Origin of the sequence: Neoalteromonas facilis (assembly GCF_002807665.1) — a bacterium.
GTDB lineage: Bacteria > Pseudomonadota > Gammaproteobacteria > Enterobacterales > Alteromonadaceae > Alteromonas_E > Alteromonas_E facilis.
Genome location: NZ_PEAY01000001.1, coordinates 1109475 through 1133706 on the forward strand (window position 1 = coordinate 1109475; position 24232 = coordinate 1133706).

The window sequence follows — 24232 nt, forward strand, 5'->3', positions numbered from 1 at the left end:
GATTAGTGGCTACATAAGTAACATGGGGATAGACTGTTTGCAACATACCGGAGCAGGCAGAAAGCATATAAATTCAAATAAAAACGAATAAGCAGCGACTTAATCAGTATTTATTCATTATTTTTACATATTTATCACAATCACGTTGATTAAAACTCATACTCAATGGCAAATCTCAACGTATGATTCTTACCCGAATGCGCTATTTCAGTAATAAAGCCTGACTCCCATTTTATTTGCTCTTGACCATCAATACGGTAAACCCCCATAAACCCGGGGCCTATACCAATGAAGTCTTCGCCTGAGTATAGTTCAAACGACGGCTGAACAGCGGGAAGATAACGGTAACGATATTGAAACCTAAACTCTGTTTCCCACTCACTTTTGACCGTTTCGCCCCATTCCCGTATTAAGAAGAGGTTCATGGTTACACTGGTTCTGCCGATTTCCTTTTCAAAAATGAGTCCTGCCGTTGCTTCGTAGTCATCCAGAGCTTTACGTTTTTCAAACTCAAAAACCGCTCCCCAATCAGCCCAATATTGACCTTGTTGGGTCAGCATCCATCGGGATTCAATTTCATAACCGGCGACTTCAAAATTAGATTGTTCATCACGCTCGCCAAACACATAAAACTCTACGGCAACATTTTCAGTGATGGCCTGCCCATACCCTAATCGCTGGGCAAGCACATTGTCGTTGTCGGTTTGACTCGACATAAATCGCCACTCAAACTCTTGTTCGTTAGCGGTGACATAAGGATGATAAACCTTGTCTACCACCATTCCATCAGCCAACGCTTGTAAGGAAACGATTACCAATCCTAAACTATAGAGCCATCTATTCATTTTCATTGCTCCTAGACCCGCGAGACAACATACGGTCCCAGCCTATACACAGTGCTGTTGCACATGCGAAACATATAAAGTAAACCCATAGAAAACCAGAGGTTGGAGAGGCTTCATAACCAACCAGTGCATTTAGCACATGCCCATATTCAGAGCTATCCGCAATAACTTGATTAAAATTGAACACAGGTGCCCCAAGCGACAACAAATCAACTTGAGATAACAACCCTGTGATTTGTCCAAACTGACCGGCGAGAAAAGCACACCACATGACGATAACGATGTGTCGTAAACGAGACACAAACAATTCGGTCAGCAAAAAGTGTAAAAGTGCGGAAAAGCTAACACATATTCCCACTCCAACAATGCAGCCGATTAGCAGGTCTTGTAGCGAATCGACTTTTTGCCAAAACACCCCAAAGAAGATAAATAGCTCAATCAACTTGTATGTAACAAACAGGCAAGTGCCACACAGCAACATCCATTGCGCTGACCTATTTTTGCTTTCATGCATCAACATAATAGAGGCTACAAGCAATGCGACAAAACTAAGCAGAAGTAGTGCGCTGTTGGTAATTTCCAACCCTGCTCCGTCAAATGTTTGTGCAATGGCTTCAATAATTGTAAGCCCAGCAAAGGCGAGTAAGAGACCAGGGATAACCCAGGGTGCCCAGACACGCATAGAAAACATTGGTGCCCGGGTAAATACGGTCAAGTAAGTCAGCAAAATAAAGATTGGCAAAAAATCCCTCAGGAAGACAATCACTGTATTAGTTAACACTTTGTACCTCCTCAACGACAACAAACCCTCGAGCTGATACAGGGTGGTATTCACCGAAATATTCATAGCGGCCAGGAGGCAGTGGCCCGATAAATATGGTTGAACTGCTATTGGCAAAAATTACCCGTTCACGATTTAGGTCAAAGCTATCAAACTCTTCGGCGGTGTCATCCATATTGGTAATGACCAAGCGAACCTTAGTGTTAGCCGGAATAACTAACTCTGATGGCGTAAAGGTATTTTCGCGAAGCTCAAGTCGAAATACGGGCGTCTCTGCCCAGGCAGACATGACGCCAAGACACCATAGCATTAACCCGCTCACGTAGCGGCTGAAACGGCGTTTCATGACTCTCCCTCTAGCGGCGGAGGTTGGTGCAATTTCGTTTCACTTTCAGCAGGAACATGCGGAAATTGCATGGTTGTTTTTAATCCGCCTAACGATGAGCGCGAGCACCAAATTTTGCCATGGTGTAGTGCCATAATATGCCATGCGATAGACAAACCTAAGCCAGAACCTTTTTCTCGCTTTTGGGTCGCTTCTACGCGATAAAAACGTTCAAATATTTTGTCCAGTTGCGCATCTTCAATCCCCTTCCCTGAGTCTTCTATCACAACAGTAGTGACGTCGTTATCACGCTCAACTGACACTTTAATTTGTGTTGCGTTGCCTGAGTATTTAATTGAGTTACGCAATATATTCTCAAACAAAGTATTGAGCGCGAACGGCTCTCCCAAAACAGTTGCCTCTGACGCATTCAATTCAATCGTTTGCTGATGATTGTCGAGATCTGTAAAGTTATTACTGATCACATCCTGCAACACGCGTTGGAGTTCAACTGGCTGCTTTTCGCGAGCAAACTGCTCAGGCGTAAATCGATACAACGCTATCATTTGCTCTATAACGTGTGCCATGCGCTGAATGTTTTGTTTTAGCTCACTAAAGGCTGCAGAGGTTAATTGCTCGTTCTCAAAGTCTTGTTGCATGTTGTGAGCTGTTAAGGTCAACACACTAACTGGCGTACGTAACTCATGAGCAGCATTAGCCGTTAGTTGCCTTTCACGCTCAAACGCTTGCTCCAAACGTACAAATAGATTATTCAGACGCGATAGAACCGGTGCCAGCTCATCAGGTGTATCGATTAAGGTTATAGTCGTCAGATCATCTGCAGTTTTTCTCTTTAATTGAGTAGACAAACTCGTAAGCCCTGACAAGCTTCGGTTGATAATATAGTAAATTAACAGTGCGATTATCGGGATCACTACCACAAGTGGTGTAATAGTGACCAACAATATTGACTCTGCTGAGGCCGCCCGTAGGTTTAACGGTTGCATCGTCACGACTTTCACATCCGATTGTTCGATTACAAATACGCGCCATCGTTTACCCTGATGGTTTTGAATCGAAAACCCCTCAGCTGTATTAGACACGGGTCGACTTGTTGCATTAGTACTGGTGTGAGTCATTTCTCCTTTTTGGAAAACCTGAAAACCGATTTCGCCATCGAAGGTGATAGGAATTGTTGAGCCTGAGTCGACCAGGTTCATCAAAAGGCTAGCGACTGTATGCAATTCTTGGTCAAAGATGTTATCCAGTTGCTTGAGGCTATTTCGGTAACCATGGAGCGCAGCAAAAAATGTTGCTAGCACAACAACAGATATGGTTAACAACGTCAGTTGACGTTTAATCGACACTATTGAGTTCTCACCACGTAACCAACGCCCCGTACAGTCTGAATAAAACCGTCCGGCAATTTCTTGCGCGCATTGTGAACATGCACTTCAATCGTGTTACTGCTCACCTCTTCCCCCCATTCATACAACTTGGTTTCGAGCTGCGTCTTTGATTGGATTCGACCAGCCCCCTCGATCAGAGACTTAACGATCATGTATTCACGACGAGATAATGGCACCGGACTACCTTGAATGGATACTTGGTTGGCTGCGGTATCTAACGTGACGCCATTGATTTCGATAATAGAAGTATTAGCGGTACCAAGGCGCCTTTCTATTACTCTTATGCGCGCCAGCAATTCTGCCATATCAAAGGGCTTCGCTAGATAATCATCAGCGCCTAAATCAAGCCCTTTGACTTTGCTATCAATACCATCTCTGGCCGTTAATACGAGTACAGGAAGGTTTGGGTCGGTGCGCTTAGATAATTTTAGGACATCCAAACCATCCATATCTGGCAACCCTAGATCTAAGATCACCATATCTGCAGTCTTAGTGGTAATCGCATTGATGGCATATTTGCCCGTATCAACCCAATCCACACTGTATTGCTCTCGCTTTAAAGAGCGTTTAAGCCCTTCGGCTAATGGTGCATCATCCTCAACCAATAAAATTCGCATTGATGTGTAGTCTCCTTTGCAACATCAATATGGATAATAGCGGAGACTATTTCCACGTGCAGTAAATTACATAGCCTACCTTAAGGTTAACTTAAGTTTTGAGAAATATCAGGAAGAATGCCGCATTAGAATGGGGCCGAACGCCCTAGCCATGGAATGGCTTAAATTAGGGGGAGTGGCGCGTGTGGAAGGGTTCACCTCTCCGGTCACCGGGCCGAACGCCCTAGCCATGGAATAACTTAAATTAGAGGGAATGGCGCGTGTGGAAGGGTTCACCTCTCCGGTCACCGGGCCGAACGCCCTAGCCATGGAATAACTTAAATTAGGGGGAATGGCGCGTGTGGAAGGATTCGAACCTCCGACCGCCTGGTTCGTAGCCAGGTACTCTATCCAGCTGAGCTACACACGCGCAGATACTTTCAATTTAGACCATTTATACCATTAAGCAAGTGGCGCGTGTGGAAGGATTCGAACCTCCGACCGCCTGGTTCGTAGCCAGGTACTCTATCCAGCTGAGCTACACACGCGTACAGGCACAATGGCGGAGAGGGAGGGATTCGAACCCTCGATACGCGCAATACGTATGGTTCCTTAGCAGGGAACTGGTTTCAGCCACTCACCCACCTCTCCAAAATGTGGAGTCGCAGTTTAATGATTCACAAAGGGAAGTCAACGCTTTTTTAGCGTATAAATGACGGGTCGAAGATATTTTAACCAATTGAACTATAAAGCGATAAAAATCGCACAATCGCCGTACATTCTTCACACAAAATACAGGCATAAAAAAAGCCAAGTCATATTTAACTCGGCTTTCTTATCACTTGCAGAAATTATTCGCTGTCAGCGGATTTCGAACCGTTACCACCCTTTTCCGCTTGAATTCGCATGTAGATTTCTTCTCTATGCACAGAAACCTCTTTGGGTGCATTCACACCGATACGAACCTGATTACCTTTTACACCAAGTACGGTAACGGTTACTTCGTCACCAACCATTAATGTTTCACCTACACGACGGGTCAAAATAAGCATTCTATTGCTCCTGTTCCTTAATTGTTAAGTCACATCCTTTCGTTTCAACGCTAACGACTCAGCTCAAGCCACTAGCGATAGTGCTCCATGTGGTTTGATGTCACTGCAAACCACTCACTAATTTTACAGCCTATCCTGTAACCAAGTATTGACTGAATCTAGCGCTTTTGCCAAGTTTTCTGGTTGAGAACCTCCTGCTTGCGCCATATCAGGTCTTCCGCCACCTTTGCCACCCACTTGTGCGGCTACGTGGTTCACCAGTTCTCCGGCTTTAACCTTGCTGATTAAATCTTGTGTTACGCCAGCAATTAGGCCAACTTTATCGTCACTTGCGGTGCCGATACAGATAACACCAGATCCCATCTTATTCTTCAGATCATCGAGAATACCGCGCAATGCCTTACTCTCAATCCCCGGCATTTCAGTCACTAATACTTTAACACCGTTGATATCAACCGCCTTAGATAAAACATCAGCGCCCTTTTGAGCATTTAGCTTCTGGGTTAATTGCTGATTTGTTTTTTCCAAGTCTCGAGTTGACTGAAGAAGGCCTTTAACACGATCAATCACTGCACTCGGTTCCGCTTTAACCAATTGTGCAATCTGCGCAACACGCGCTTGTTGCTGCTGAATATATGCAAGTGCAGCATCACCGGTAATCGCTTCTAGTCGGCGAACCCCTGATGCAATACCGCTTTCAGAAACAATCTTAAATAAACCAATATCACCCGTGCGTTCAACGTGAGTTCCACCACACAGTTCGATTGAGAAATCGCCCATAGTGATTACGCGCACTTCATCGTCATACTTTTCACCAAACAGCGCCATTGCTCCGGCCGCTTTGGCTTCTTCTAAATCCATTAAACGCGTTGTTAACGTATGGTTTGCGCGAATTTGTTGATTCACCATGCGTTCAATCGTGAGTAACTGCTCTTCACTCACTGATTCAAAATGAGAAAAGTCAAAACGAAGCTTTTCGCTATCCACTAAGCTCCCTTTTTGACTCACATGCTCGCCGAGTACTTTGCGTAACGCTGCGTGCACTAAGTGGGTCGCACTGTGGTTTAACTTAATGCTTTGGCGTAATGCTGCATCGATCTTGGCATTAACGCTGTCACCGACTGATAAGGTGCCTTGAATAGTACCTTTATGCGCAAATGCTGCACCTAGCTTTATGGTATCTACAATAGCGACTGAAGACTGCTCTCCCGTTAACGTTCCGGTATCACCTACTTGGCCACCTGATTCAGCGTAAAACGGTGTAGAATCCAAGATAACCAATACGTCTTTTGCATCTGTTGCACTATCAACTTTTTCACCATCGACAATAATCGCTTCGACAACACTGGTTGATTCTACCTGCTCATAGCCAGTAAATTGCGTCACGCTGTCAACGCTCACTACGTTGGCATAGTCAGCACCAAATTGGCTTGACTGTTGAGCTCTTTCGCGTTGTTGCTGCATGTTTTGCTCAAAACCGGCTTCATCGATAGTGAAACCTTTTTCACGCGCAACATCCGCTGTTAAGTCTGCAGGGAAGCCATAAGTATCATAAAGCTTAAATACAACTTCACCCGGTACCGTATCGCCATTAAGCTCTTCTAACGCTTGATTAAGCAAGTTCATGCCGCGCTCTAAGGTTCGGCTAAACTGCTCCTCTTCAACACGTAGAACCTTTTCGATTACGACTTTTTGTTCATTCAGTTCAGGATACGCATCGCCCATTTGCTGACACAAAACGTCGACTAATTTGTAAAAGAAAATATCCTTCGCGCCGAGTTTGTAACCGTGGCGAACCGCACGACGAATAATTCGACGAAGCACGTAACCGCGTCCTTCATTCGATGGCATCGCACCATCACAGATCAAAAAGCTACAAGAGCGAATATGGTCAGCAATAACACGCAACGATTTATCTTCTAAATCATTAGTGCCTACAATATCGGCAGCACCTTTAATCAGCGCTTGGAATAGATCAATCTCATAGTTGCTATGAACGTTTTGCAAAATAGCGCTGATACGCTCTAACCCCATACCGGTATCAATCGATGGCCGCGGCAAAGGCTCCATGTCACCGTTTGCTTGACGGTTGAATTGCATGAATACCAAGTTCCAAATTTCAATAAATCGGTCACCGTCTTCTTCTGGTGAGCCGGGAGGGCCGCCCCAAATATGTTCGCCATGGTCATAAAATATCTCTGAACATGGACCGCAAGGACCTGTATCTCCCATCGACCAGAAATTGTCGGAGGTGGAAATACGTATAATTTTCTCAGCAGGGACGCCGATATCATTCAACCAAATGTTGTACGCTTCATCATCTTCAGAATACACGGTTACCAATAACTTCTCTTTGGGTAGCTGTAATTCGTCAGTTAAGAAAGTCCACGCAAATTGAATCGCCTCTTTTTTGAAATAATCACCGAAGCTGAAATTCCCCAGCATTTCAAAAAACGTGTGGTGACGCGCGGTGTAACCTACGTTATCTAAATCGTTGTGCTTTCCACCTGCCCGCACACAACGCTGTGACGATACTGCGCGAGAATAACTACGTTTATCAGTGCCTAGAAATACATCTTTGAACTGATTCATGCCTGCGTTTGTGAATAAAAGCGTAGGATCATCATGTGGGATCAACGAAGAGCTTGCCACCGCTTGGTGACCTTGTTTAGCAAAGAAGTCGATGAACTTACCTCGAATCTGAGCGGTTGATAGCGTCATGAAAAATCCTGTGTTGTGGTTGAATTAAAAAAATGCCCGCGCTACGCGCAGTAACCCATAATTAAGGGCGCAAAGATAGCATGAATCCCTTATGCCTGTTAAGCATCAGATTCAGGATTAAAGTGAATCGCGTAATTTATTTGCTCCAAGGTAAAACCTCTGCCAGCCAAAAATCGTTGCTGCTTTTGCTTCAGCTTGAAATCTTGCTCTGGTAGTTCACCAAATTTCTTTTGCTTTGCTTGCAGTGCCAATGCCCACCAGTCTATGTCAGCATTCTCTAGACAGGTTTGGACTTCGGCACGGGAAATGCCGTTTTGTTGCAATTGTTGCATAAGTCGCATTTCGCCATGCCCCTTTAATGCCGCAGAACGCACCATCATTTCGATGTAACGCGAATCACTTTGTAACCCCTGCTGTTGAATATCAGACAAAACGTCATCGACTTTATTGCGGTCAAAACCATTTGCCTGCAATTTGCGTATTAGCTCTGTACGACTATGCTCGCGACGAGCGAGAAGGCGAATAAGAGAGTGATAGATTTGTTGTTTTTCTTCCATGTTGGCATTATGCATAGTTCACTTATTTCCAGCAATCGTGTGCGTTATTTCACGATAGAAAGATAAATTTCAGGGCACAAGTACTCATGCAGTTAGGGTTAGAGACTGTCGATTCCATCACTCAGCTATGCTCCGAACGCTGGCAGCTGTGGGCGCAAGATAAACCGCCTTTTTTGCAGTATGCTTTTTTAAGTGCCATGGAAAGAAGCGGCAGTGTTGGCGCAGACTCTGGCTGGCACCCCAAACACCTTAGAGTTTTCGATACACAGTCACAGACTGATATCGCTTACATACCCGCTTATACTAAAGATCATAGTTACGGAGAGTATGTGTTTGACCATGCATGGGCCAATGCTTATCACCAACATGGCCTTGAGTACTACCCCAAACTATTGGTTGCAATTCCATTCACCCCCGTCACGATGGCGAAATTGTTGTGTGCGCCAGAGCACATTCAGCCGGTATTGGCTTTTCTAACAGTTGCCATCAGTGACCTGTGCGAAGATCGAGACTGGTCTTCATTTCATTGGTTATTTGATTTCCCAAAGCAGGTGCCCTACCAATCGACGAACCTAGCACAGAGATGCTCGGTTCAGTTTCAATGGCAAAACCTCGACTACACGTCTTTTGACGATTTCATGGCTCGCTTTACTTCCCGCAAACGCAAAGATATTCGCAAAGAGAGACGAAGGGTTTGTGAACAAGGCGTCAGCATTCGCCAATTGAGCGGCTCGGAGCTTGCATTGTCAGACATTGAGTTTTTTTATCATTGTTACCGCAATACTTACTTTAAACGCAGCGGGCATGCGGGTTATCTCAATCACGAATTTTTTGTTGCACTTTATGATAATTTAAAGGATGCGATGATGGTGGTAATGGCGTATAAAGAGCAACAACCCATCGCCTCGGCCCTCTACTTTTACAACGAATCAGGGCTTTTTGGTCGATATTGGGGTGCGTTGGAAGATATAGACGGCTTACATTTCGAGTGTTGCTACTATCAAGGTATTGAGTTCGCGATCGCAAACGAGTTAGCGCTGTTTAATCCTGGTACCCAGGGAGAGCACAAGCTATTGCGCGGTTTCGAACCTATCATGTGCCATTCTTTCCATCATTGTTGTGAGCCTGCTTTTCACGATGCAGTCTCGCGGTATACCGAGCAAGAACGAGATTCGATAGAAAAGTATTTTGCTCAAGCACAAGATTTTGTGCCTTTTAAGAAAACAGAGTGATAAACGCCATGTTTAAATCACCCAATGAAACACAGGAAGCTCAATGAAAAAATCACTGTTAGCACTCACTATAGCCACAAGCTTAGGTTTAGCCGCTTGTAGCCCAAACCCTACATCAGAAAATACAGCATCTACCACAGATAATGCGCAACCTGTCGCTGCTGCGGCTGCCGAAATTGGCTCCTTTGGCGTTGATTTAACTGCACGAAATGAAGCAGTAAAGCCTGGCGATGACTTCTTTATGTACGCTTCTGGTAATTGGTATGATAACTATGAATTACCTGCAGACAAAACACGTTTCGGCGCATTTTCAGCTTTGGCTGATAGAAGCGAAGAACGCGTAAAAAGCATCATCGATGAACTGAACAACGCAACCGATCTTACCGGCGAAGCCAAGTTGATTGCTGATTTCTATCACAGTTTTATGGATACTGAATCTCTGAATGCCAAGGGTATAGCACCGATCCAGCCAATACTAGACGATATCAAAGCAATCGCCTCCGTTGATGATCTGACACGAGAATTTGGTAAAGCATGGTTGACTGACAGTGTTTCTCCGCTTTGGGCTGGTATGTGGTATGACCGTCTCGATCCGAATAAATACCAAGTCAATGTTGGCGTTGGTGGTTTAGGGCTACCTGATCGCGATTATTACCTAAGCGAAGACGAACGTTTCGTTAAAATTCGTGAAGCCTACCAAGCTCACATTGCTGAAATGTTAGCGTTCACGGGCAGTGAAACCGCAGAACAAGATGCAGCTGCAATCCTTGAGCTTGAAACTAAAATTGCAGAAGTTCAATGGCCTCGTGAAAAACGTCGTAACCGTGACTTAACATTGAATCAAATTGAGCGTGAAGGCCTGTCTGATGCATATCCGAACTTTAATTGGTCAGCATTCTTTGAATCTTCCGGTTATCAAGTACCTACACTTAATATTAACCAACCAGAACCGGTAAACGGCGTTATTGCACTGATCAACGAATTACCTCTTGATGCGTGGAAAGCCTACATGAGCTACCACACTATCAACAGCAACTCAGATTTATTGTCTGAAGATATCTCAAATGCGAGCTTTGCTTTTTACGGTAAGACACTAAGTGGTCAGCAAGAACAACGTGCTCGTTGGAAACGTGCTGTCAGCGCGATGTCAGGCACTGAATCACTTGGCTTTGCAATTGGTAAAGTGTATGTCGACCGTTTCTTCCCTGAAAGCTCTAAGCAGCAAATGAGCGAGCTGGTTGAGAATTTACGTACCGCATTAGGCGAGCGTATTGAAAACCTCGATTGGATGGGTGAAGAAACTAAGAAAAATGCACAGGCTAAACTAGCGGCATTTAATCCCAAAATCGGTTACCCAGATGTATGGGAAGACTTTACCGGCTTAGATATCTCGCGTGATGATCTCGTGGCCAACATGCACAGTATCCGTCAATTCTTCCATGCTAAAGAATTGGAGCAAGAATTAGAGCCGACTGATCGTAATCGCTGGGGCATGACGCCACAACGCGTCAATGCATACTACAACAGCTCGTTCAACGAAATTGTATTCCCAGCAGCAATTCTACAACCTCCATTCTTCGATCCAAATGCCGATCCTGCGGTCAATTACGGTGCTATAGGCGCGGTCATTGGTCATGAAATGGGACACGGTTTTGATGATCAAGGGTCAAAATCTGATGCCATGGGTATTCAACGTAATTGGTGGACAGAAGAAGATCGCGCCGCGTTTGAAGCAAAAACTGAACAGCTGATTGCACAGTACAGTGCTTATGAGCCAATTGAGGGTAACTTCGTCAATGGCAAAAACAGTCTAGGCGAAAATATTGGTGATGTAGGTGGTTTGGCCATGGCTTATCACGCGTATAAGTTAAGCTTAAACGGAGAAGAAGCGCCTATCATCGACGGCACAACCGGCGACCAGCGTTTCTTCCTGGCTTGGGCACAAGTGTGGAAAGAAAAGCGCACCGAAGAAAGCATGCTGAATCAGCTACGCGGTGGTACTCACTCTCCGGGCCGCTACCGCGCTCTAGCACCACGCAACCATGATGCGTGGTACGAAGCATTCAACGTTCAACCGGGCGATGCTTTGTATCTTGCACCTGAAGATCGCGTACGCATCTGGTAATGAAGAGTTAAATAAAAGCCGGGCAATGCCCGGCTTTTTTATTTCACCCAAATCAATAATTCATTGTTGGCTGGCATTGTGTAATGAGCTGATAATGTAAGCCCACTCGCCCAACGTTTTAATTCGCTAATATCGCGATATCCACCATAGCCTTGTGCCAATAAATGATGATGGAATGCTTTGTTGCTTTCGCTGATAAACTCTCCACCTTGCGTAAACGGGCCGTACTGGCAAAACACCCCATTTTCAGGAAGGTTTTCCGCAATCAATCCCATCATACATTCCACTTCGTTTGGCTGCATGATATGAGCGGTGTTAGCACTAAAAACACCGTCTACAGGCACCGACGGCCACTCATTTTCACCAATAGAAAATGCGATGGCGGATTGTATATTAGCGACATCGATGACACCTAACCTTTTATTCAATGTCGCAAGCTGAACTGCGCGGTCGGTCGGAAACCACAAAAGATGCGGCATATGAGTGGCAAAGTGCACCGCATGTTGGCCGGTACCAGAACCAATTTCTAGTACGCCCGTCACATCCGAAAAATGAACACGAAGCTTATCTAGAATAACCTCTTTATTGTTTTCACATGCCTGACTAAACGGCAGTTGAGCTTCAATTGACATATTATTAGTCACTCAGATTCGGCATCAACCATTTACGCGCTTCATCAATCGACCAGCCTTTGCGTGTTGCATAATCTTCAAGCTGATCATGTTGGATCTTGGCAACCGCAAAATAACGTGAATCCGGGTGCGAGAAGTACCAACCCGACACTGAAGCGCCGGGCCACATCGCGTAGCTCTCGGTTAACTTCATACCGGTATGATGCTCTACATCGAGCAAATCCCAGATTTGCTGTTTCTCAGTGTGCTCTGGACAGGCCGCATAACCTGGAGCCGGCCGAATACCCTGATACTTTTCAGCTATCAATGCGTCATTGTCTAGACTTTCAGAAGCCGCATAACCCCAAAATGTTGTTCTTACTTGTTGATGCAAATACTCGGCGAATGCTTCTGCCAGCCTATCAGAAACAGCTTTAAGCATAATCGCGTTATAGTCATCTCCATCTTTTGTGAAGGCATCTGCCAATGCATCTTCTTCAACACCCGCAGTCACCGCAAAGGCGCCAATATAGTCGCTAACGTGACTCTCTTGCGGTGCAACAAAATCACTCAAACAATAATTCGCTTTATCTGCCTTGTCTGTTTGTTGACGTAAATGGAACGTACGCAGTAACTCTTCACTGCGGGACTCATCTTTGTATACGCTGATATCGTCGCCATCTGCATTCGCCGGGAACAAACCAATAACCCCTTTCGGGTTAAGTGTTTTGGCTTTTTCCAGTTGATCTAACATTGCATTTGCATCATGAAACAACTGTGTCGCCTCTTCTCCCACAACATCATCCTGTAAGATGTTCGGATACTTACCCGCCAATGACCACGTCATGAAAAATGGGGTCCAATCGATATAGTCTCGCAATGTTTTAATATCAACAGATATTGCTTTAACACCCAACGCCTTAGGTACTGGTGGCGTGTAACTCTGCCAGTCAATTGCATATTTGTTCGCACGTGCTTGCGCCAAATTAACAGGCTTCGTTCTCGGTCGCTTATTGGCGTGTTGTTCACGCACCTTCTCGTACTCGGCACTTAATTGAGTTTCATATTCAGCTCGTGTTGTCTCGGAGATGAGTTTTTGACATACACCAACGGCACGACTTGCGTTCGGAACATAGACCACAGGCCCATCATAGTTCTGTTCAATTTTAACCGCTGTATGCGCTTTAGAGGTTGTCGCGCCACCAATAAGCAATGGAATGTCAAAGCCAAGACGTTGCATCTCGCTCGCAACATAGACCATTTCATCGAGAGATGGGGTTATCAGCCCGGATAGACCAATCATATCGACGTTTTGGGCTTTTGCTTCTTCTAAAATTTTGGCACAAGGTACCATGACACCCAAGTCAATCACTTCAAAGTTGTTACACTGCAGCACCACACCCACAATGTTCTTGCCGATATCATGCACGTCGCCCTTCACTGTGGCCATTAGCACTTTTCCATTGCTACTTGCTCCACCGGACTTTTCAGCTTCAATATAGGGTTGAAGATGCGCTACAGCCTTTTTCATCACCCGCGCAGATTTAACCACTTGCGGTAAAAACATTTTACCTTCTCCGAACAGATCGCCAACCACATTCATGCCATCCATTAACGGCCCTTCGATCACGTGTAGTGGTCGCTCTGCTTGCTGTCTAGCCTCTTCGGTATCATCAACAATGTAGTCTGTGATGCCTTTCACGAGAGAATGCTCTAAGCGTTTATTTACCGGCCACTCTCGCCAAGATAAGTCTTCAGCCGCGGCGACTTTACCATCGCCCTGATACTTCGGTGCCAGCGCTAACAGTTGCTCGGTGGCATCACTTCGTCTATTTAAAATGACGTCTTCAACGGCATCTCGTAACTCAAGTGGAATTTCGTCATAAACCTCTAATTGACCGGCATTTACGATCCCCATGTCCATGCCTGCTCGAATGGCATGATATAGAAACACAGAATGCATCGCCTCTCGCACTGGATTATTGCCTCGGAACGAAAACGAGATGTTCGACAACCCGCCCGACACATGGACATGCGGCAAGGTTTGTCTTATGCGCCGTGTAGCTTCAATGAAATCAACTGCGTATCGGTCATGTTCTTCAATACCGGTTGCAACAGCAAAAATATTCGGGTCGAAAATGATGTCTTCTGGCGGAAAGCCGACCTGCTCGGTCAGAATCCGGTAACTCCGAGTACAAATCTCAACTTTACGATCTTCTGTATCCGCTTGGCCCGTTTCATCAAATGCCATGACCACCGTCGCTGCGCCATATTTTTTGATTAATTTTGCCTGTTCAATAAATTGAGCTTCACCTTCCTTTAGGCTTATCGAGTTAACAATCGCTTTCCCTTGAACACATTTTAAACCGGCTTCAATGACGTCCCATTTTGAAGAATCCAGCATGATCGGTACGCGCGAAATATCAGGCTCTGCGGCAATAAGATTTAAAAACTGCACCATTGCAGCTTTCGAATCCAACATGGCTTCATCCATGTTGATATCGATGATCTGCGCCCCATTCTCGACCTGTTGGCGCGCAACATCTAAGGCGGCTTCAAAATCACCACTCAATATCAAGCGCTTGAAAACAGCGGAGCCCGTTACGTTTGTCCTTTCACCAACGTTTATAAAAGTTGAAAATTCTGCTGTCACTGTAGACTCCTAGTGAACGAACGGCTCAAGGCCAGACAAACGCATTTTCACCTCTAAATGAGGCAAGACGCGAGGTGGAATTTCAGATACCGCTAGCGCAATTGCACGAATATGATCCGGCGTGCTGCCACAGCAACCGCCCACAATGTTGACCAGCCCACTTTCCGCCCATTCTTTGATATGTGCAGCCATTTCATCACCTTGCATATCATATTCTCCAAACTCGTTGGGGAGCCCTGCGTTAGGGTGCGCTGAAACAAAACATTCACTGACTTTTGCTATCTCCGCTACGTATTGGCGCAGTAGATCAGGCCCCAACGCGCAATTTAGTCCGAAAGAAAATGGTTCTATATGACGCAACGAATAATAAAATGCCTCAGCCGTTTGTCCAGACAGCGTTCTACCCGACGCATCCGTAATCGTGCCAGAGATCATGACCGGTAACGTATAACCCAGCGTGTCGAACACGCCTTGTACGGCAAAGGCTGCGGCTTTTGCATTGAGCGTATCGAATATGGTTTCTATTAGGATAATATCAGCGCCACCTTCAATCAGTGCTAATGTAGACTCGGTATAAGCCTCGACCAATTCGTCGAAAGTAATATTGCGTTTAGCAGGGTCATTCACATCAGGTGAAATAGAAGCGGTTCTATTTGTTGGGCCTAAAACACCTGCCACATAGCGAGGTTTATCCGGCGTTTTACGCGTATATTCTTCAGCCACTTCTTTTGCTAATCGCGCCGCTGCGATATTAATGTCACGCGATTGCGCTTGCATATCATAATCAGCCATTGAAATGGTGGTGGCATTAAAGGTGTTTGTTTCAATGATGTCCGCTCCAGCCTCAAGGTACTGTCCATGTATGTCCTTGATAATTTCTGGCTGCGTTAATACCAATAGATCATTATTGCCTTTTAAATCGGTATGCCAGTCTTTAAATTGCTCACCGCGATAGTCCTCTTCTGTGAGTTTATGTCGCTGGATCATCGTGCCCATAGCACCATCAAGAATCAGTACTCGCTGCTGTGCAATATCGTATAAACGGTCGGATTGTTTACTCATGTCAAAATCTCAATGTGAATTTACGTGATGGTTTATGCACTTGCGCTTAAGTCATCTAAGTTATACGGCGTTGTTTGATAAACATAGTAATTCAGCCAGTTTGTAAACAAGAGATTACCATGGCTACGCCAGCGCACAATTGGCGCTTGGTTAACATCATCGTTGGGAAAATAGTTCACTGGAATATTTGGCTCAAGACCGGCATCGAAATCACGCAAATACTCCTGTTGTAAGGTATCAGGATCATATTCTGGATGCCCGGTTAAAAACACCATGCGTTTGTCGTCAGAGGCAACTAAGTATGCCCCTGTTACATCCGATCTTGCGATAACCTTCAAGCCGGGAACCGATTCATAGTCTTTTTCATCAATATAGCCATAACGTGAGTGTGGTGCATTGAACGCAGAATCAAATCCGCGCACCAACTCGTTGGTAGGCTCTAACACTGCGTGCTCATACACTCCGCACAATTTATCTTCGCGAAGTACTCTTTGCTTGCCATAGAAGTGGTACATGGCCGCATGAGCCGCCCAACATAAATACAATGTAGATTGAACGTGTCGCTTTGCCCAATCCATAATACGTGTCATATGAGACCAATATTTAACGTCTTGATAATCTAGGTGCGCTAATGGAGCACCTGTAACAATTAAACCATCATAGCGCTTGTGCGCAACCTCACTGAAAGCATGATAAAACGCGTTCATATGTTGTTCTGAGGTGTGTTTTGACACTTGCTCGTCAATGCGAATAAGGTCTACGTTTATTTGCAGTGGCGTATTCGATAATAAGCGTAAAATTTGGATCTCTGTTTCGATTTTATTTGGCATCAAATTCAAGATACCAACTTCTAATGGACGAATATCCTGTTGAGCCGCACGCTCAGCATCCATACAAAATATATTCTCTTGCGACAGAACATCTTGTGCAGGTAGCTCACTGGGAATTCGTATAGGCATGGGTCACACTCTTACCGTTAACAGGCGTTACAGTGTGCCGTATTCTGTTTAATTGTCAACTAATTTACGTCTAGACGTCTAAACGTTTAGAGAGCTAAGTGTCAGCTTTTCTGTCCATCGACATCAGCAGTTCAATTTCAGCCCGCGGAATACCGCAGGCTTCAATGATATCGTCGATATCCGCTCCACTTGCTATCAACTTTCTTGCTTGTTGATAGAGTTTCACTTCAGGATCATTACTTTCTATATTTTCCAGCTTGATCAAGGCATCGTTTAACTGTTGTTGCAATTGAGCCATTGAAGTTGCCATCTCGTCCAGTTGCTGCGAAAGCTCGCTTATTTGCTCCTGACTTTTCTGCTGCTGTTGGCGAAGCTGCTGGTGTGCATGATTCATTTGCAGTGTGAGTTGATGTTCCAGCTGTTCATCACGTTCATTGGCTTTAACTTCAGCGCTTCGCACCCGGCGTACCAATAAGAAACAGCTTATCGCGACTGAGATCAACGCTAGAATTGCAACAATGAAACTAATATCAGTCATGCTGTCTGGTCATCAACATAGAGGGGTTAAATATAGAGACGACGGCAAACAGCGTTTGCCGTGCATGTGTAGAACGGGTTATAGACTGGAAATCTCGTCCCACTCTTCGTCAGACAACAGCTTGTTGAGGTCAACTAATATGAGAAGTTCACCATCTCTGTTGCTAACACCTTGGATAAATTTAGCACTCTCTTCAGTGCCTACGTTAGGCGCGCTGTCAATTTCAGATGAACGCAGATAAACAACCTCTGCAACACTGTCGACAAGAATACCGACTACCTGCTCGTCTGACTCAATGATAACAATCCGAGTGTTGTCGGTTATATCCGTTGGTGGCAGACCAAAACGAGCACGAGTATCAATGACAGTTACCACGTTACCGCGCAGATTTATGATACCGAGCACATAATCTGGCGCACCTGGCACGGGAGCAATTTCGGTGTGTCGAAGCACTTCCTGAACTTGCATTACATTGATGCCGTAAGTCTCTTCGCCGAGGCGATAAGTGACCCACTGCAGAACTTCATCGTTATTATCTACGACCGTATTACTACTGGTACTTTTTTCACTCATCCTTCATGCTCCCAACAATGACGGTGATTACTTCTGATTGCTGTCCAAACCGGCATTTAATAAATCAATTAACTGCTTTACATCAATTAAAGCACACATCCGTTCCTTTACCATTCCTGCTAACCAAGGGCGTTTTCCATCCGCTTCCCGCCATTTCACGTCTTGTTTGTCCAACTCTACGGTATTAATCAAGGCGTTACTGGAAAGTCCCCATTCACTTTCAGATAGCATTATGATGTATTTGTAGTGTAGCTTGTCTTCATCGATTTGTGTGTATTTTTCAGGCATTACCCATTTTGCCGCATCGACTACACTAATTTTTTCTTCTCGATGCAACATTACTCCCATAAACCAATCCGGTTTACCGAACAGAGGTCCAATTTTATCAATCTGATGGATACCGCCCAAATCGATCAGCGGCACAGCCATTGTCAATCCCGCGACATCAAAAAAGAGAGCTTGAAAGCGGTTCTCAAGGCGCTCTTGAAGTGCCACTTTGACTGACGTTTCAGACTCTATATTAGCTATTTCGGCGGCTTTGTCAGCTTCTTTAGTTTGTTCATCAACTATATGAGATTCTGGTGCTGGGGCCTCTACGCTGACTTCTGGAGTAGGTACCTCAATTGCAGGTGTCTTTTCTTCAATGACATCTGGTACTGTCGCCTTTTCAAGTAGTTTCGCCACACGATGAGTTGCCTCAACTGGATCGGCAAGATCGACCAACAAGCCATCCAAATATTCATGCATGACTTCTTCTTTGGCGAAGCTTCTGCCCTTACTCATATACTACGTAGACTCCAACTCTAATAACAATTTTGTGTAGGCATAAGCGCCACGCGAGCGCGGCGCAAACAACGATATGGGCGTTTGCGCTTGGCTCGCTTCTCGAAAACGTGTATCAACCGGTACAGTACTTTTCCACGTATTCTCTGCATAGTCTTGCTTTAATGTTTGATACGCCTCTAACGCTGCATTGACACGTTTATCATACATAGTAGGCACAATTAACGCGTCAAATGTTTTGTGCAATGACTGACTCATAATCTCCAGTGTATGCATCATACGGTCCAGTCCTTTCAGAGCTAAAAACTCGGTTTGTACTGGCACCAAAATTCGATCACATGCGGCTAGTGCGTTTACCATCAATACGCCTAATACTGGCGGACAATCAATCAACACATAATCGAACTCGTTTTCAACTGCCTTTAATGCCCGTGTCAACACCAACCCCATTCCTGTTTTAGCGCCCAACTTTCTATCCAGCGTCGCCAAATTCATGGTAGCCGGCAAAACAAACAAGGTATCGAGTTTTGTCGGGCACAAACAATCCAGTACGAGCTCTTGGTCGATTGGACCATCGTGCACAAATATATCGTATGTACTTTTAGTCAGCGCTTCAGAGTCGATACCAAAATAATAGCTTAATGATGCATGGGGATCGGTATCAATTAGTAGAACCCGATGTTTGCGCTGCGCTAGAATGCCCCCCAAAGTCACTGTCGTTGTAGTTTTACCTACTCCGCCTTTTTGGTTGGCAATAGTCCAGATTTTCATAGTCAGCCTTTGACTTCAGCCATGACCTCAGTCGCAAACCGTTCAATCGGCAAACTTCGTTCTGAGATATTGGCTGTCGTGACAGCCTGAGGCATTCCGTACACTACGCATGTCGCTTCATCTTGTGCCCATATAGTGGCACCAAGACGCTTGATATCCTGACTACCTAATTTACCATCAGCCCCCATGCCTGTGAGCACTAGGCCAAGTATATCGCCGCCAAAAACTTTACCACAGGATTTAAAAGTTAAATCGACACTGGGTTTGTAGGTCAAATCTTCTCCTGGCACAGAATCCACAATCTTAAGCCGCGGAGAATTAGCCGTTCCTTCCACTAACATTTGCTTACCACCGGGAGCCAAATATGCGTGCCCAGGTCGTAAAATATCACCGTGTTCGGCTTCCTTGACGGTGATATTACAAATACTGTTTAAACGCTGAGCAAATGCTGTAGTGAACGTTCCCGGCATATGCTGCACGAGTAAAATGGGCAACGAAAAGCTAGCAGGCAATGGTTGCAATACCTTTTGCAACGCTACCGGTCCGCCGGTAGAAGAACCAATAGCCAGTAATTTGTAGGCTTTGCTCTTATAACGATAAGAAGGTTGTGCCGGCGTTGGTGTTGTAGAAGATGGGCCACTAATAACGGAAGATGACTTAAAAAACTTTTGCGTCGCGGCAGTTTTACCTGGTGTGGTTAATGGGGTCGACAATGGACGCCTAGCTCGCATCGGCCTGCTAGCAATTGCCCTTACTTTCGAACGTAACACCATGGTCGCTTCGCGACGGTCTCGTGCAATATCTTCAAAGTTTTTAGGCAGAAAATCTAGCGCCCCAGCTTCTAATGCTTGAATAGTCGCTTCAGCACCGTCTTGCGTGATCGAAGAAAACATAAGGATTGGCACAGGCGACGTTGCCATGATTTTTCGAACCGCCGTAATACCATCCATCACAGGCATTTCGACATCCATGGTAACTACATCTGGAGAGAACTCTTGTATTTTTGCTAGAGCGATTTCGCCATTACTCGCCTCGGCCACCACTTCTAATGCAGGATCTTGGTTGAGTATCTCGCGTACACGACGACGATAAAACGACGAGTCATCAACCACCAAAACCTTAAGTGACATTACGAATGAAATTCCTGTTAACCCACGGTTTTTGCTTAACGCCAAACAAATTGATGTTTGGCGCTCTATTTATTCAGTGCCTTCCGAGCATAACGCTTCAACAAGCCTGGGATGTCCAAGATTAACGCTATGCCGCCGTCAGATGTAATAGTCGCACCAGCCATGCCTGGTGTGCCTTGTAACAAGGCATCTAACGGTTTGATTACAACCTCTTCTTGGCCGATCAATGCATCCACAACAAAGCCCATTTGCTGTGTGCCAATTTGCACTACAACTACATGCCCTTTGTTTTTATCCACTGCTTTATTGCCACGTTGCAACCACTCTCCAAGGTAGAACAATGGTATGGCTTTTGAGCGCACTATCATCGTTAATTGACCATCAACAGTATTGGTTTTGCTGATATCCATATTAATGATTTCGTTCACTGCACCCAGCGGCAATGCGAAGGTTTGTTCACCAACGATAATCATTAACGTAGGCAAGATTGCTAACGTTAATGGCACTTTGATTTCTAAGCGCGTACCACGACCAAGCTGCGAATCAATATTGACGCTACCGTTTAGCTGGTTGATTTTGGTTTTCACCACATCCATACCAACACCACGACCGGAAATATCGCTGATCTCAGTCTTAGTCGAGAATCCTGGCGCAAAAATGAGATTAAAGGCTTCTACGTCTGACATACGTGCCGCAGCGTCAGCGTCAAGCACGCCTCGATTAATCGCTATCTCTTTGAGCTTCTCAGGATCCATTCCCTTACCATCATCATCGATAGTAAGCAGTATATGGTCACCTTCTTGTGAGGCCGACAGTTTAACCGTACCCATGCGCGGTTTACCTGCGGCTTGACGATCGTCCGGCATTTCAATACCGTGATCGACAGAGTTTCTAACCAAATGCACGAGTGGATCGGCCAACGCCTCAACCAGGTTTTTATCTAAATCAGTCTCTTCCCCTTCTAGTTCGAGGGTGATTTCTTTTTTAAGACTACGTGCGAGGTCACGAACAACGCGAGGGAAACGACCAAATACTTTTTTGATCGGTTGCATGCGCGTTTTCATAACCGCACCCTGAAGGTCGCCCGTTACGACATCGAGGTTGGCTATTGCCTTGCTCATGCTTTCGTCGTTTACGTTGATCCCAAGGCTCAACAAACGGTTCCGAACCAATACGAGCTCCCCAACCATATTCATGATTTGGTCAAGTCGTTTAGTATCTACACGAACAGTCGTTTCTGCTGGCGGAGGTGCCGCAGCCGCTTTCTTATCGTCTTTTTTAGGTACCGGTTTAGGCGCAGCCTTAGCAGCAGCTGGTTCGCTGGCTTTTGCTGCTGGCGCAGGTGCTTTTTCTGGTGCTTTTTTCTCAGTTGACGCAGGCTTACTGTCTTGCGCAGGCTTATCCTCTTTAGGAGGTTCAACTGGTTTTTCAACTTTTACTTCTTCAGCTTTACTACCAGGGCCTTGGCCATGGCCATGCAACTGGTCAAGCAAAGATTCAAACTCGTCGTCGGAGATTTCATCACTGTCAGCGGACTCACTGGATGCTTCTTTCGGCGCTGACTTTTCTGTGGGTTCAGACGCTGCACCTTCAAACTTACCTTTACCGTGCAGTTGGTCAAGAAGCGCTTCAAATTCATCATCACTGATATCTTCATCGCCGTCACCACTATCAGTGGGCGCGGATGGGGGGGTAGGCTCAGCTGCTGCTTTTGCGGCGCCGGGTGCACTACTGCCATGCAATTCGTCAAGCAGCGCTTCGAATTCATCTTCAGTAATTTCATCGATACTGCCACCGTCGCTTGAAGCGGCCGATTCCACTTGCGACTCTGACTCAGCCGGCTCATCGGGTTCTTCTTCAACCGCAAATTCTATTTCTTCAGCTACTTCACCTGTCGCGCCTGCATCTGACGCAAAAATCTGTTCATCGGCGGTTTCAGGCTTACTGAGTTTGTGTAAAAGGTCGATAAGTTCTGGATCTGCAGGCTCAAGCGGGTCTCTTGATTTAACTTTGTCGAACATTTCAACCACAACGTCAGTTGCACGAAGAATAACGTCCATCAAGTCAGGTGTCAGGGTGCGTTGCCCATTACGCATTACATCGAATACGTTCTCAGCACCATGACAAATATCAACAAGTTCGGTGAGGGAAAGGAAACCGGCACCACCCTTCACAGTATGATAACCGCGGAAAATAGCATTCAACAAATCGGTGTCTTCAGGATTATTCTCCAGATCAACGAGTTGTTCTTGTAATTGTTCAAGTATCTCTCCGGCTTCTACCAGAAAGTCTTGCAATATTTCCTCGTCCACATCAAACGCCATTAATACGCTCTCCTAAAATCCCAAGCTCGATAACAGGTCATCTACATCATCTTGGCCGCTGACAACGTCGTCACGCGTTTCAGCATCGATAATTGGACCTTCCGCTTCCACTGTATCGGTCTTTTTCTTAGATTTTTGAGGACTTTGCTTCAATTCTGGGTCACCAAACATTGTCAGCATGTTTACCAGGCTATCTTCAACCTCTTTGACAAGCTCAATTACACGGCGAATAACCTGACCCGTGAGATCTTGATAACCTTGAGCCATGAGCACTTCGGTTAACAAAGACGTTAGCTTTGCAGAATCGGTCGAAGCATCTTCAAGTAGTTTGTCTAAATCCCCACACAACGTCTTAAACTCACCAACTTCCAGCTGACGAGACATTAATTTCTTCCACTCAGGAAGCACTTCCGCAATACGTTCGTTGAGTTTCTCAGCAATCGGCATGCTTGTCTCAACCGCATCCATCGTAGTGTTTGCTGCTTTTTCAGTTTCTTCTATTACATATAAGAGTCGAGATTGAGCGTCTGGGATTTCTTCACTCGCCAGACCTTTAATCCGATCATCAATCTGAAAACTATTGAGTGAATCGTGTAACTGGCGAGTTAATTTTCCCACCTCGGCAAACAACTCAATAGATTCTTTCATTGAGGCAACTTCCAGAATCGCATTTGCAGAATCTGTGTCGCCTTCTTCTAAATATGCAACTAGCTGTTTAGCTTCTTCTAATGAAATTGGCACTGTGGATTTATCAGGCATCCAGTGTCTCCTTTTGTTAAAAGACCGTCTGGATTAACCCAAGCGTTCGAAAATCTTTTCGAGCTTTTCTTTTAACGTCGCTGCCGTGAACGGTTTTACGACATATCCATTCACACCGGCCTGTGCCGCAGCAACTATCTGTTCCTTTTTCGCTTCTGCCGTCACCATCAGCACTGGAAGGTGCTTTAACCCGTCATCTGAACGGATAGCGCGCAACAAGTCGATACCCTGCATACCCGGCATATTCCAGTCGGTTACAACAAAATCAAAATCACCTTGTTGTAGCATTGGTAATGCAGTACTTCCATCGTCTGCTTCCTGGATGTTAGTAAAGCCAAGATCCTTAAGCAGGTTTTTTATGATGCGTCTCATTGTTGAAAAGTCATCAACAACAAGAATTTTCATATTTTTATCCAAAACAGCCTC

General features: G+C 45.3%; 22 protein-coding genes and 3 tRNA genes. 2 read left to right on the plus strand and 23 right to left on the minus strand.

From position 1 onward, the window contains the following. Positions 1-149 precede the first annotated feature (149 nt). The 11 genes from CSH93_RS05050 to CSH93_RS05100 form a co-directional block, all read right to left on the minus strand. On the minus strand, positions 150-851 hold the full coding sequence (locus tag CSH93_RS05050) for a hypothetical protein (RefSeq protein ID WP_100642087.1): 702 nt from the start codon (positions 849-851) through the stop codon (positions 150-152). After that, positions 838-1626: a hypothetical protein gene (locus tag CSH93_RS05055; RefSeq protein ID WP_100642088.1), complete on the minus strand. Its 789-nt coding sequence runs from the start codon at positions 1624-1626 to the stop codon at positions 838-840. Before CSH93_RS05055 ends, CSH93_RS05050 begins: the two co-directional genes overlap by 14 nt. After that, positions 1616-1972, minus strand: coding sequence for a cupredoxin domain-containing protein (locus CSH93_RS05060; protein WP_100642089.1), 357 nt, complete (start codon positions 1970-1972; stop codon positions 1616-1618). The genes CSH93_RS05055 and CSH93_RS05060 overlap by 11 nt, the downstream gene beginning before the upstream one ends. Continuing rightward, positions 1969-3318 carry a sensor histidine kinase gene (locus CSH93_RS05065; protein WP_100642090.1) on the minus strand — a complete coding sequence of 450 codons (1350 nt, stop codon included), beginning with the start codon at positions 3316-3318 and terminating at the stop codon, positions 1969-1971. The genes CSH93_RS05060 and CSH93_RS05065 overlap by 4 nt, the downstream gene beginning before the upstream one ends. Continuing rightward, positions 3318-3977 (minus strand): response regulator, encoded by a 660-nt coding sequence (locus CSH93_RS05070; protein ID WP_100642091.1) that lies wholly within the window; start codon positions 3975-3977, stop codon positions 3318-3320. The genes CSH93_RS05065 and CSH93_RS05070 overlap by 1 nt, the downstream gene beginning before the upstream one ends. Before the next feature lie 332 nt (positions 3978-4309). After that, positions 4310-4386: transfer RNA gene (locus CSH93_RS05075), tRNA-Arg, on the minus strand. Between the two features lie 41 nt (positions 4387-4427). Then, positions 4428-4504, minus strand: a tRNA-Arg gene (locus CSH93_RS05080). Positions 4505-4516: 12 nt separating this feature from the next. Next, positions 4517-4607, minus strand: a tRNA-Ser gene (locus CSH93_RS05085). 200 nt (positions 4608-4807) lie between these two features. Beyond that, positions 4808-5008, minus strand: coding sequence for a carbon storage regulator CsrA (gene csrA / locus CSH93_RS05090; RefSeq protein WP_100642092.1), 201 nt, complete (start codon positions 5006-5008; stop codon positions 4808-4810). A 123-nt stretch (positions 5009-5131) separates the two neighbouring features. Further along, entirely contained in the window at positions 5132-7729 is a 2598-nt protein-coding gene (gene alaS / locus CSH93_RS05095) for an alanine--tRNA ligase (RefSeq protein ID WP_100642093.1), read from the minus strand. Between the two features lie 98 nt (positions 7730-7827). After that, positions 7828-8301 (minus strand): regulatory protein RecX, encoded by a 474-nt coding sequence (locus CSH93_RS05100; protein ID WP_100642094.1) that lies wholly within the window; start codon positions 8299-8301, stop codon positions 7828-7830. Between the two features lie 71 nt (positions 8302-8372). On the opposite strand from CSH93_RS05100, the gene CSH93_RS05105 reads away from it, so the two are divergent. Continuing rightward, positions 8373-9518 (plus strand): GNAT family N-acetyltransferase, encoded by a 1146-nt coding sequence (locus CSH93_RS05105; protein WP_100642095.1) that lies wholly within the window; start codon positions 8373-8375, stop codon positions 9516-9518. 43 nt (positions 9519-9561) lie between these two features. After that, the gene (locus CSH93_RS05110) at positions 9562-11643 is read left to right on the plus strand and encodes a M13 family metallopeptidase (RefSeq protein ID WP_100642096.1); all 2082 of its coding nucleotides are present in this window, start codon (positions 9562-9564) and stop codon (positions 11641-11643) included. Positions 11644-11681: 38 nt separating this feature from the next. Here the strand turns inward: CSH93_RS05110 and CSH93_RS05115 are convergent, their stop codons facing one another. From CSH93_RS05115 to cheY, 12 genes are all read right to left on the minus strand, one after another. Further along, positions 11682-12275, minus strand: a complete 594-nt coding sequence (locus CSH93_RS05115) for a DUF938 domain-containing protein (RefSeq protein ID WP_338063492.1) — start codon at positions 12273-12275, stop codon at positions 11682-11684. Positions 12276-12279: 4 nt separating this feature from the next. Continuing rightward, positions 12280-14907, minus strand: coding sequence for a methionine synthase (gene metH / locus CSH93_RS05120; RefSeq protein ID WP_100642097.1), 2628 nt, complete (start codon positions 14905-14907; stop codon positions 12280-12282). Between the two features lie 9 nt (positions 14908-14916). Further along, positions 14917-15969 (minus strand): homocysteine S-methyltransferase family protein, encoded by a 1053-nt coding sequence (locus CSH93_RS05125; RefSeq protein WP_100642098.1) that lies wholly within the window; start codon positions 15967-15969, stop codon positions 14917-14919. 32 nt (positions 15970-16001) lie between these two features. Then, entirely contained in the window at positions 16002-16928 is a 927-nt protein-coding gene (gene metA / locus CSH93_RS05130; RefSeq protein ID WP_100642099.1) for a homoserine O-acetyltransferase MetA, read from the minus strand. A 94-nt stretch (positions 16929-17022) separates the two neighbouring features. After that, the gene (locus CSH93_RS05135; protein ID WP_100642100.1) at positions 17023-17466 is read right to left on the minus strand and encodes a DUF2802 domain-containing protein; all 444 of its coding nucleotides are present in this window, start codon (positions 17464-17466) and stop codon (positions 17023-17025) included. Between the two features lie 78 nt (positions 17467-17544). Continuing rightward, positions 17545-18039: a chemotaxis protein CheW gene (locus CSH93_RS05140; protein ID WP_100642101.1), complete on the minus strand. Its 495-nt coding sequence runs from the start codon at positions 18037-18039 to the stop codon at positions 17545-17547. Positions 18040-18066: 27 nt separating this feature from the next. Further along, positions 18067-18822 carry a chemotaxis protein CheW gene (locus tag CSH93_RS05145; RefSeq protein WP_100642102.1) on the minus strand — a complete coding sequence of 252 codons (756 nt, stop codon included), beginning with the start codon at positions 18820-18822 and terminating at the stop codon, positions 18067-18069. Positions 18823-18825: 3 nt separating this feature from the next. Further along, entirely contained in the window at positions 18826-19593 is a 768-nt protein-coding gene (locus CSH93_RS05150) for a ParA family protein (RefSeq protein ID WP_100642103.1), read from the minus strand. Positions 19594-19595: 2 nt separating this feature from the next. Then, complete coding sequence (locus CSH93_RS05155; protein WP_100642104.1) at positions 19596-20723, minus strand: protein-glutamate methylesterase/protein-glutamine glutaminase; 1128 nt, start codon at positions 20721-20723, stop codon at positions 19596-19598. 65 nt (positions 20724-20788) lie between these two features. Further along, positions 20789-23047 carry a chemotaxis protein CheA gene (locus tag CSH93_RS05160; protein ID WP_100642105.1) on the minus strand — a complete coding sequence of 753 codons (2259 nt, stop codon included), beginning with the start codon at positions 23045-23047 and terminating at the stop codon, positions 20789-20791. 12 nt (positions 23048-23059) lie between these two features. Further along, positions 23060-23806: a protein phosphatase CheZ gene (locus tag CSH93_RS05165; protein WP_100642106.1), complete on the minus strand. Its 747-nt coding sequence runs from the start codon at positions 23804-23806 to the stop codon at positions 23060-23062. Between the two features lie 33 nt (positions 23807-23839). Next, a complete protein-coding gene (gene cheY / locus CSH93_RS05170) occupies positions 23840-24223 on the minus strand; it encodes a chemotaxis response regulator CheY (RefSeq protein ID WP_100642107.1) in 384 nt (127 codons plus the stop codon). Between the last annotated feature and the right edge of the window lie 9 nt (positions 24224-24232).

Bases quoted from the DNA above. Each gene is read 5' to 3' on its own strand.
- CSH93_RS05060 (WP_100642089.1), bottom strand. From the start codon at position 1,972: ATGAAACGCCGTTTCAGCCGCTACGTGAGCGGGTTAATGCTATGGTGT.
- CSH93_RS05160 (WP_100642105.1), bottom strand. From the start codon at position 23,047: ATGGCGTTTGATGTGGACGAGGAAATATTGCAAGACTTTCTGGTAGAA.
- CSH93_RS05155 (WP_100642104.1), bottom strand. From the start codon at position 20,723: ATGTCACTTAAGGTTTTGGTGGTTGATGACTCGTCGTTTTATCGTCGT.
- CSH93_RS05135 (WP_100642100.1), bottom strand. From the start codon at position 17,466: ATGACTGATATTAGTTTCATTGTTGCAATTCTAGCGTTGATCTCAGTC.
- CSH93_RS05165 (WP_100642106.1), bottom strand. From the start codon at position 23,806: ATGCCTGATAAATCCACAGTGCCAATTTCATTAGAAGAAGCTAAACAG.
- CSH93_RS05115 (WP_338063492.1), bottom strand. From the start codon at position 12,275: ATGTCAATTGAAGCTCAACTGCCGTTTAGTCAGGCATGTGAAAACAAT.
- CSH93_RS05150 (WP_100642103.1), bottom strand. From the start codon at position 19,593: ATGAAAATCTGGACTATTGCCAACCAAAAAGGCGGAGTAGGTAAAACT.
- alaS (WP_100642093.1), bottom strand. From the start codon at position 7,729: ATGACGCTATCAACCGCTCAGATTCGAGGTAAGTTCATCGACTTCTTT.
- CSH93_RS05125 (WP_100642098.1), bottom strand. From the start codon at position 15,969: ATGAGTAAACAATCCGACCGTTTATACGATATTGCACAGCAGCGAGTA.
- metA (WP_100642099.1), bottom strand. From the start codon at position 16,928: ATGCCTATACGAATTCCCAGTGAGCTACCTGCACAAGATGTTCTGTCG.
- CSH93_RS05140 (WP_100642101.1), bottom strand. From the start codon at position 18,039: ATGAGTGAAAAAAGTACCAGTAGTAATACGGTCGTAGATAATAACGAT.
- CSH93_RS05110 (WP_100642096.1), top strand. From the start codon at position 9,562: ATGAAAAAATCACTGTTAGCACTCACTATAGCCACAAGCTTAGGTTTA.
- CSH93_RS05105 (WP_100642095.1), top strand. From the start codon at position 8,373: ATGCAGTTAGGGTTAGAGACTGTCGATTCCATCACTCAGCTATGCTCC.
- CSH93_RS05070 (WP_100642091.1), bottom strand. From the start codon at position 3,977: ATGCGAATTTTATTGGTTGAGGATGATGCACCATTAGCCGAAGGGCTT.
- CSH93_RS05145 (WP_100642102.1), bottom strand. From the start codon at position 18,822: ATGAGTAAGGGCAGAAGCTTCGCCAAAGAAGAAGTCATGCATGAATAT.
- CSH93_RS05100 (WP_100642094.1), bottom strand. From the start codon at position 8,301: ATGCATAATGCCAACATGGAAGAAAAACAACAAATCTATCACTCTCTT.
- csrA (WP_100642092.1), bottom strand. From the start codon at position 5,008: ATGCTTATTTTGACCCGTCGTGTAGGTGAAACATTAATGGTTGGTGAC.
- CSH93_RS05050 (WP_100642087.1), bottom strand. From the start codon at position 851: ATGAAAATGAATAGATGGCTCTATAGTTTAGGATTGGTAATCGTTTCC.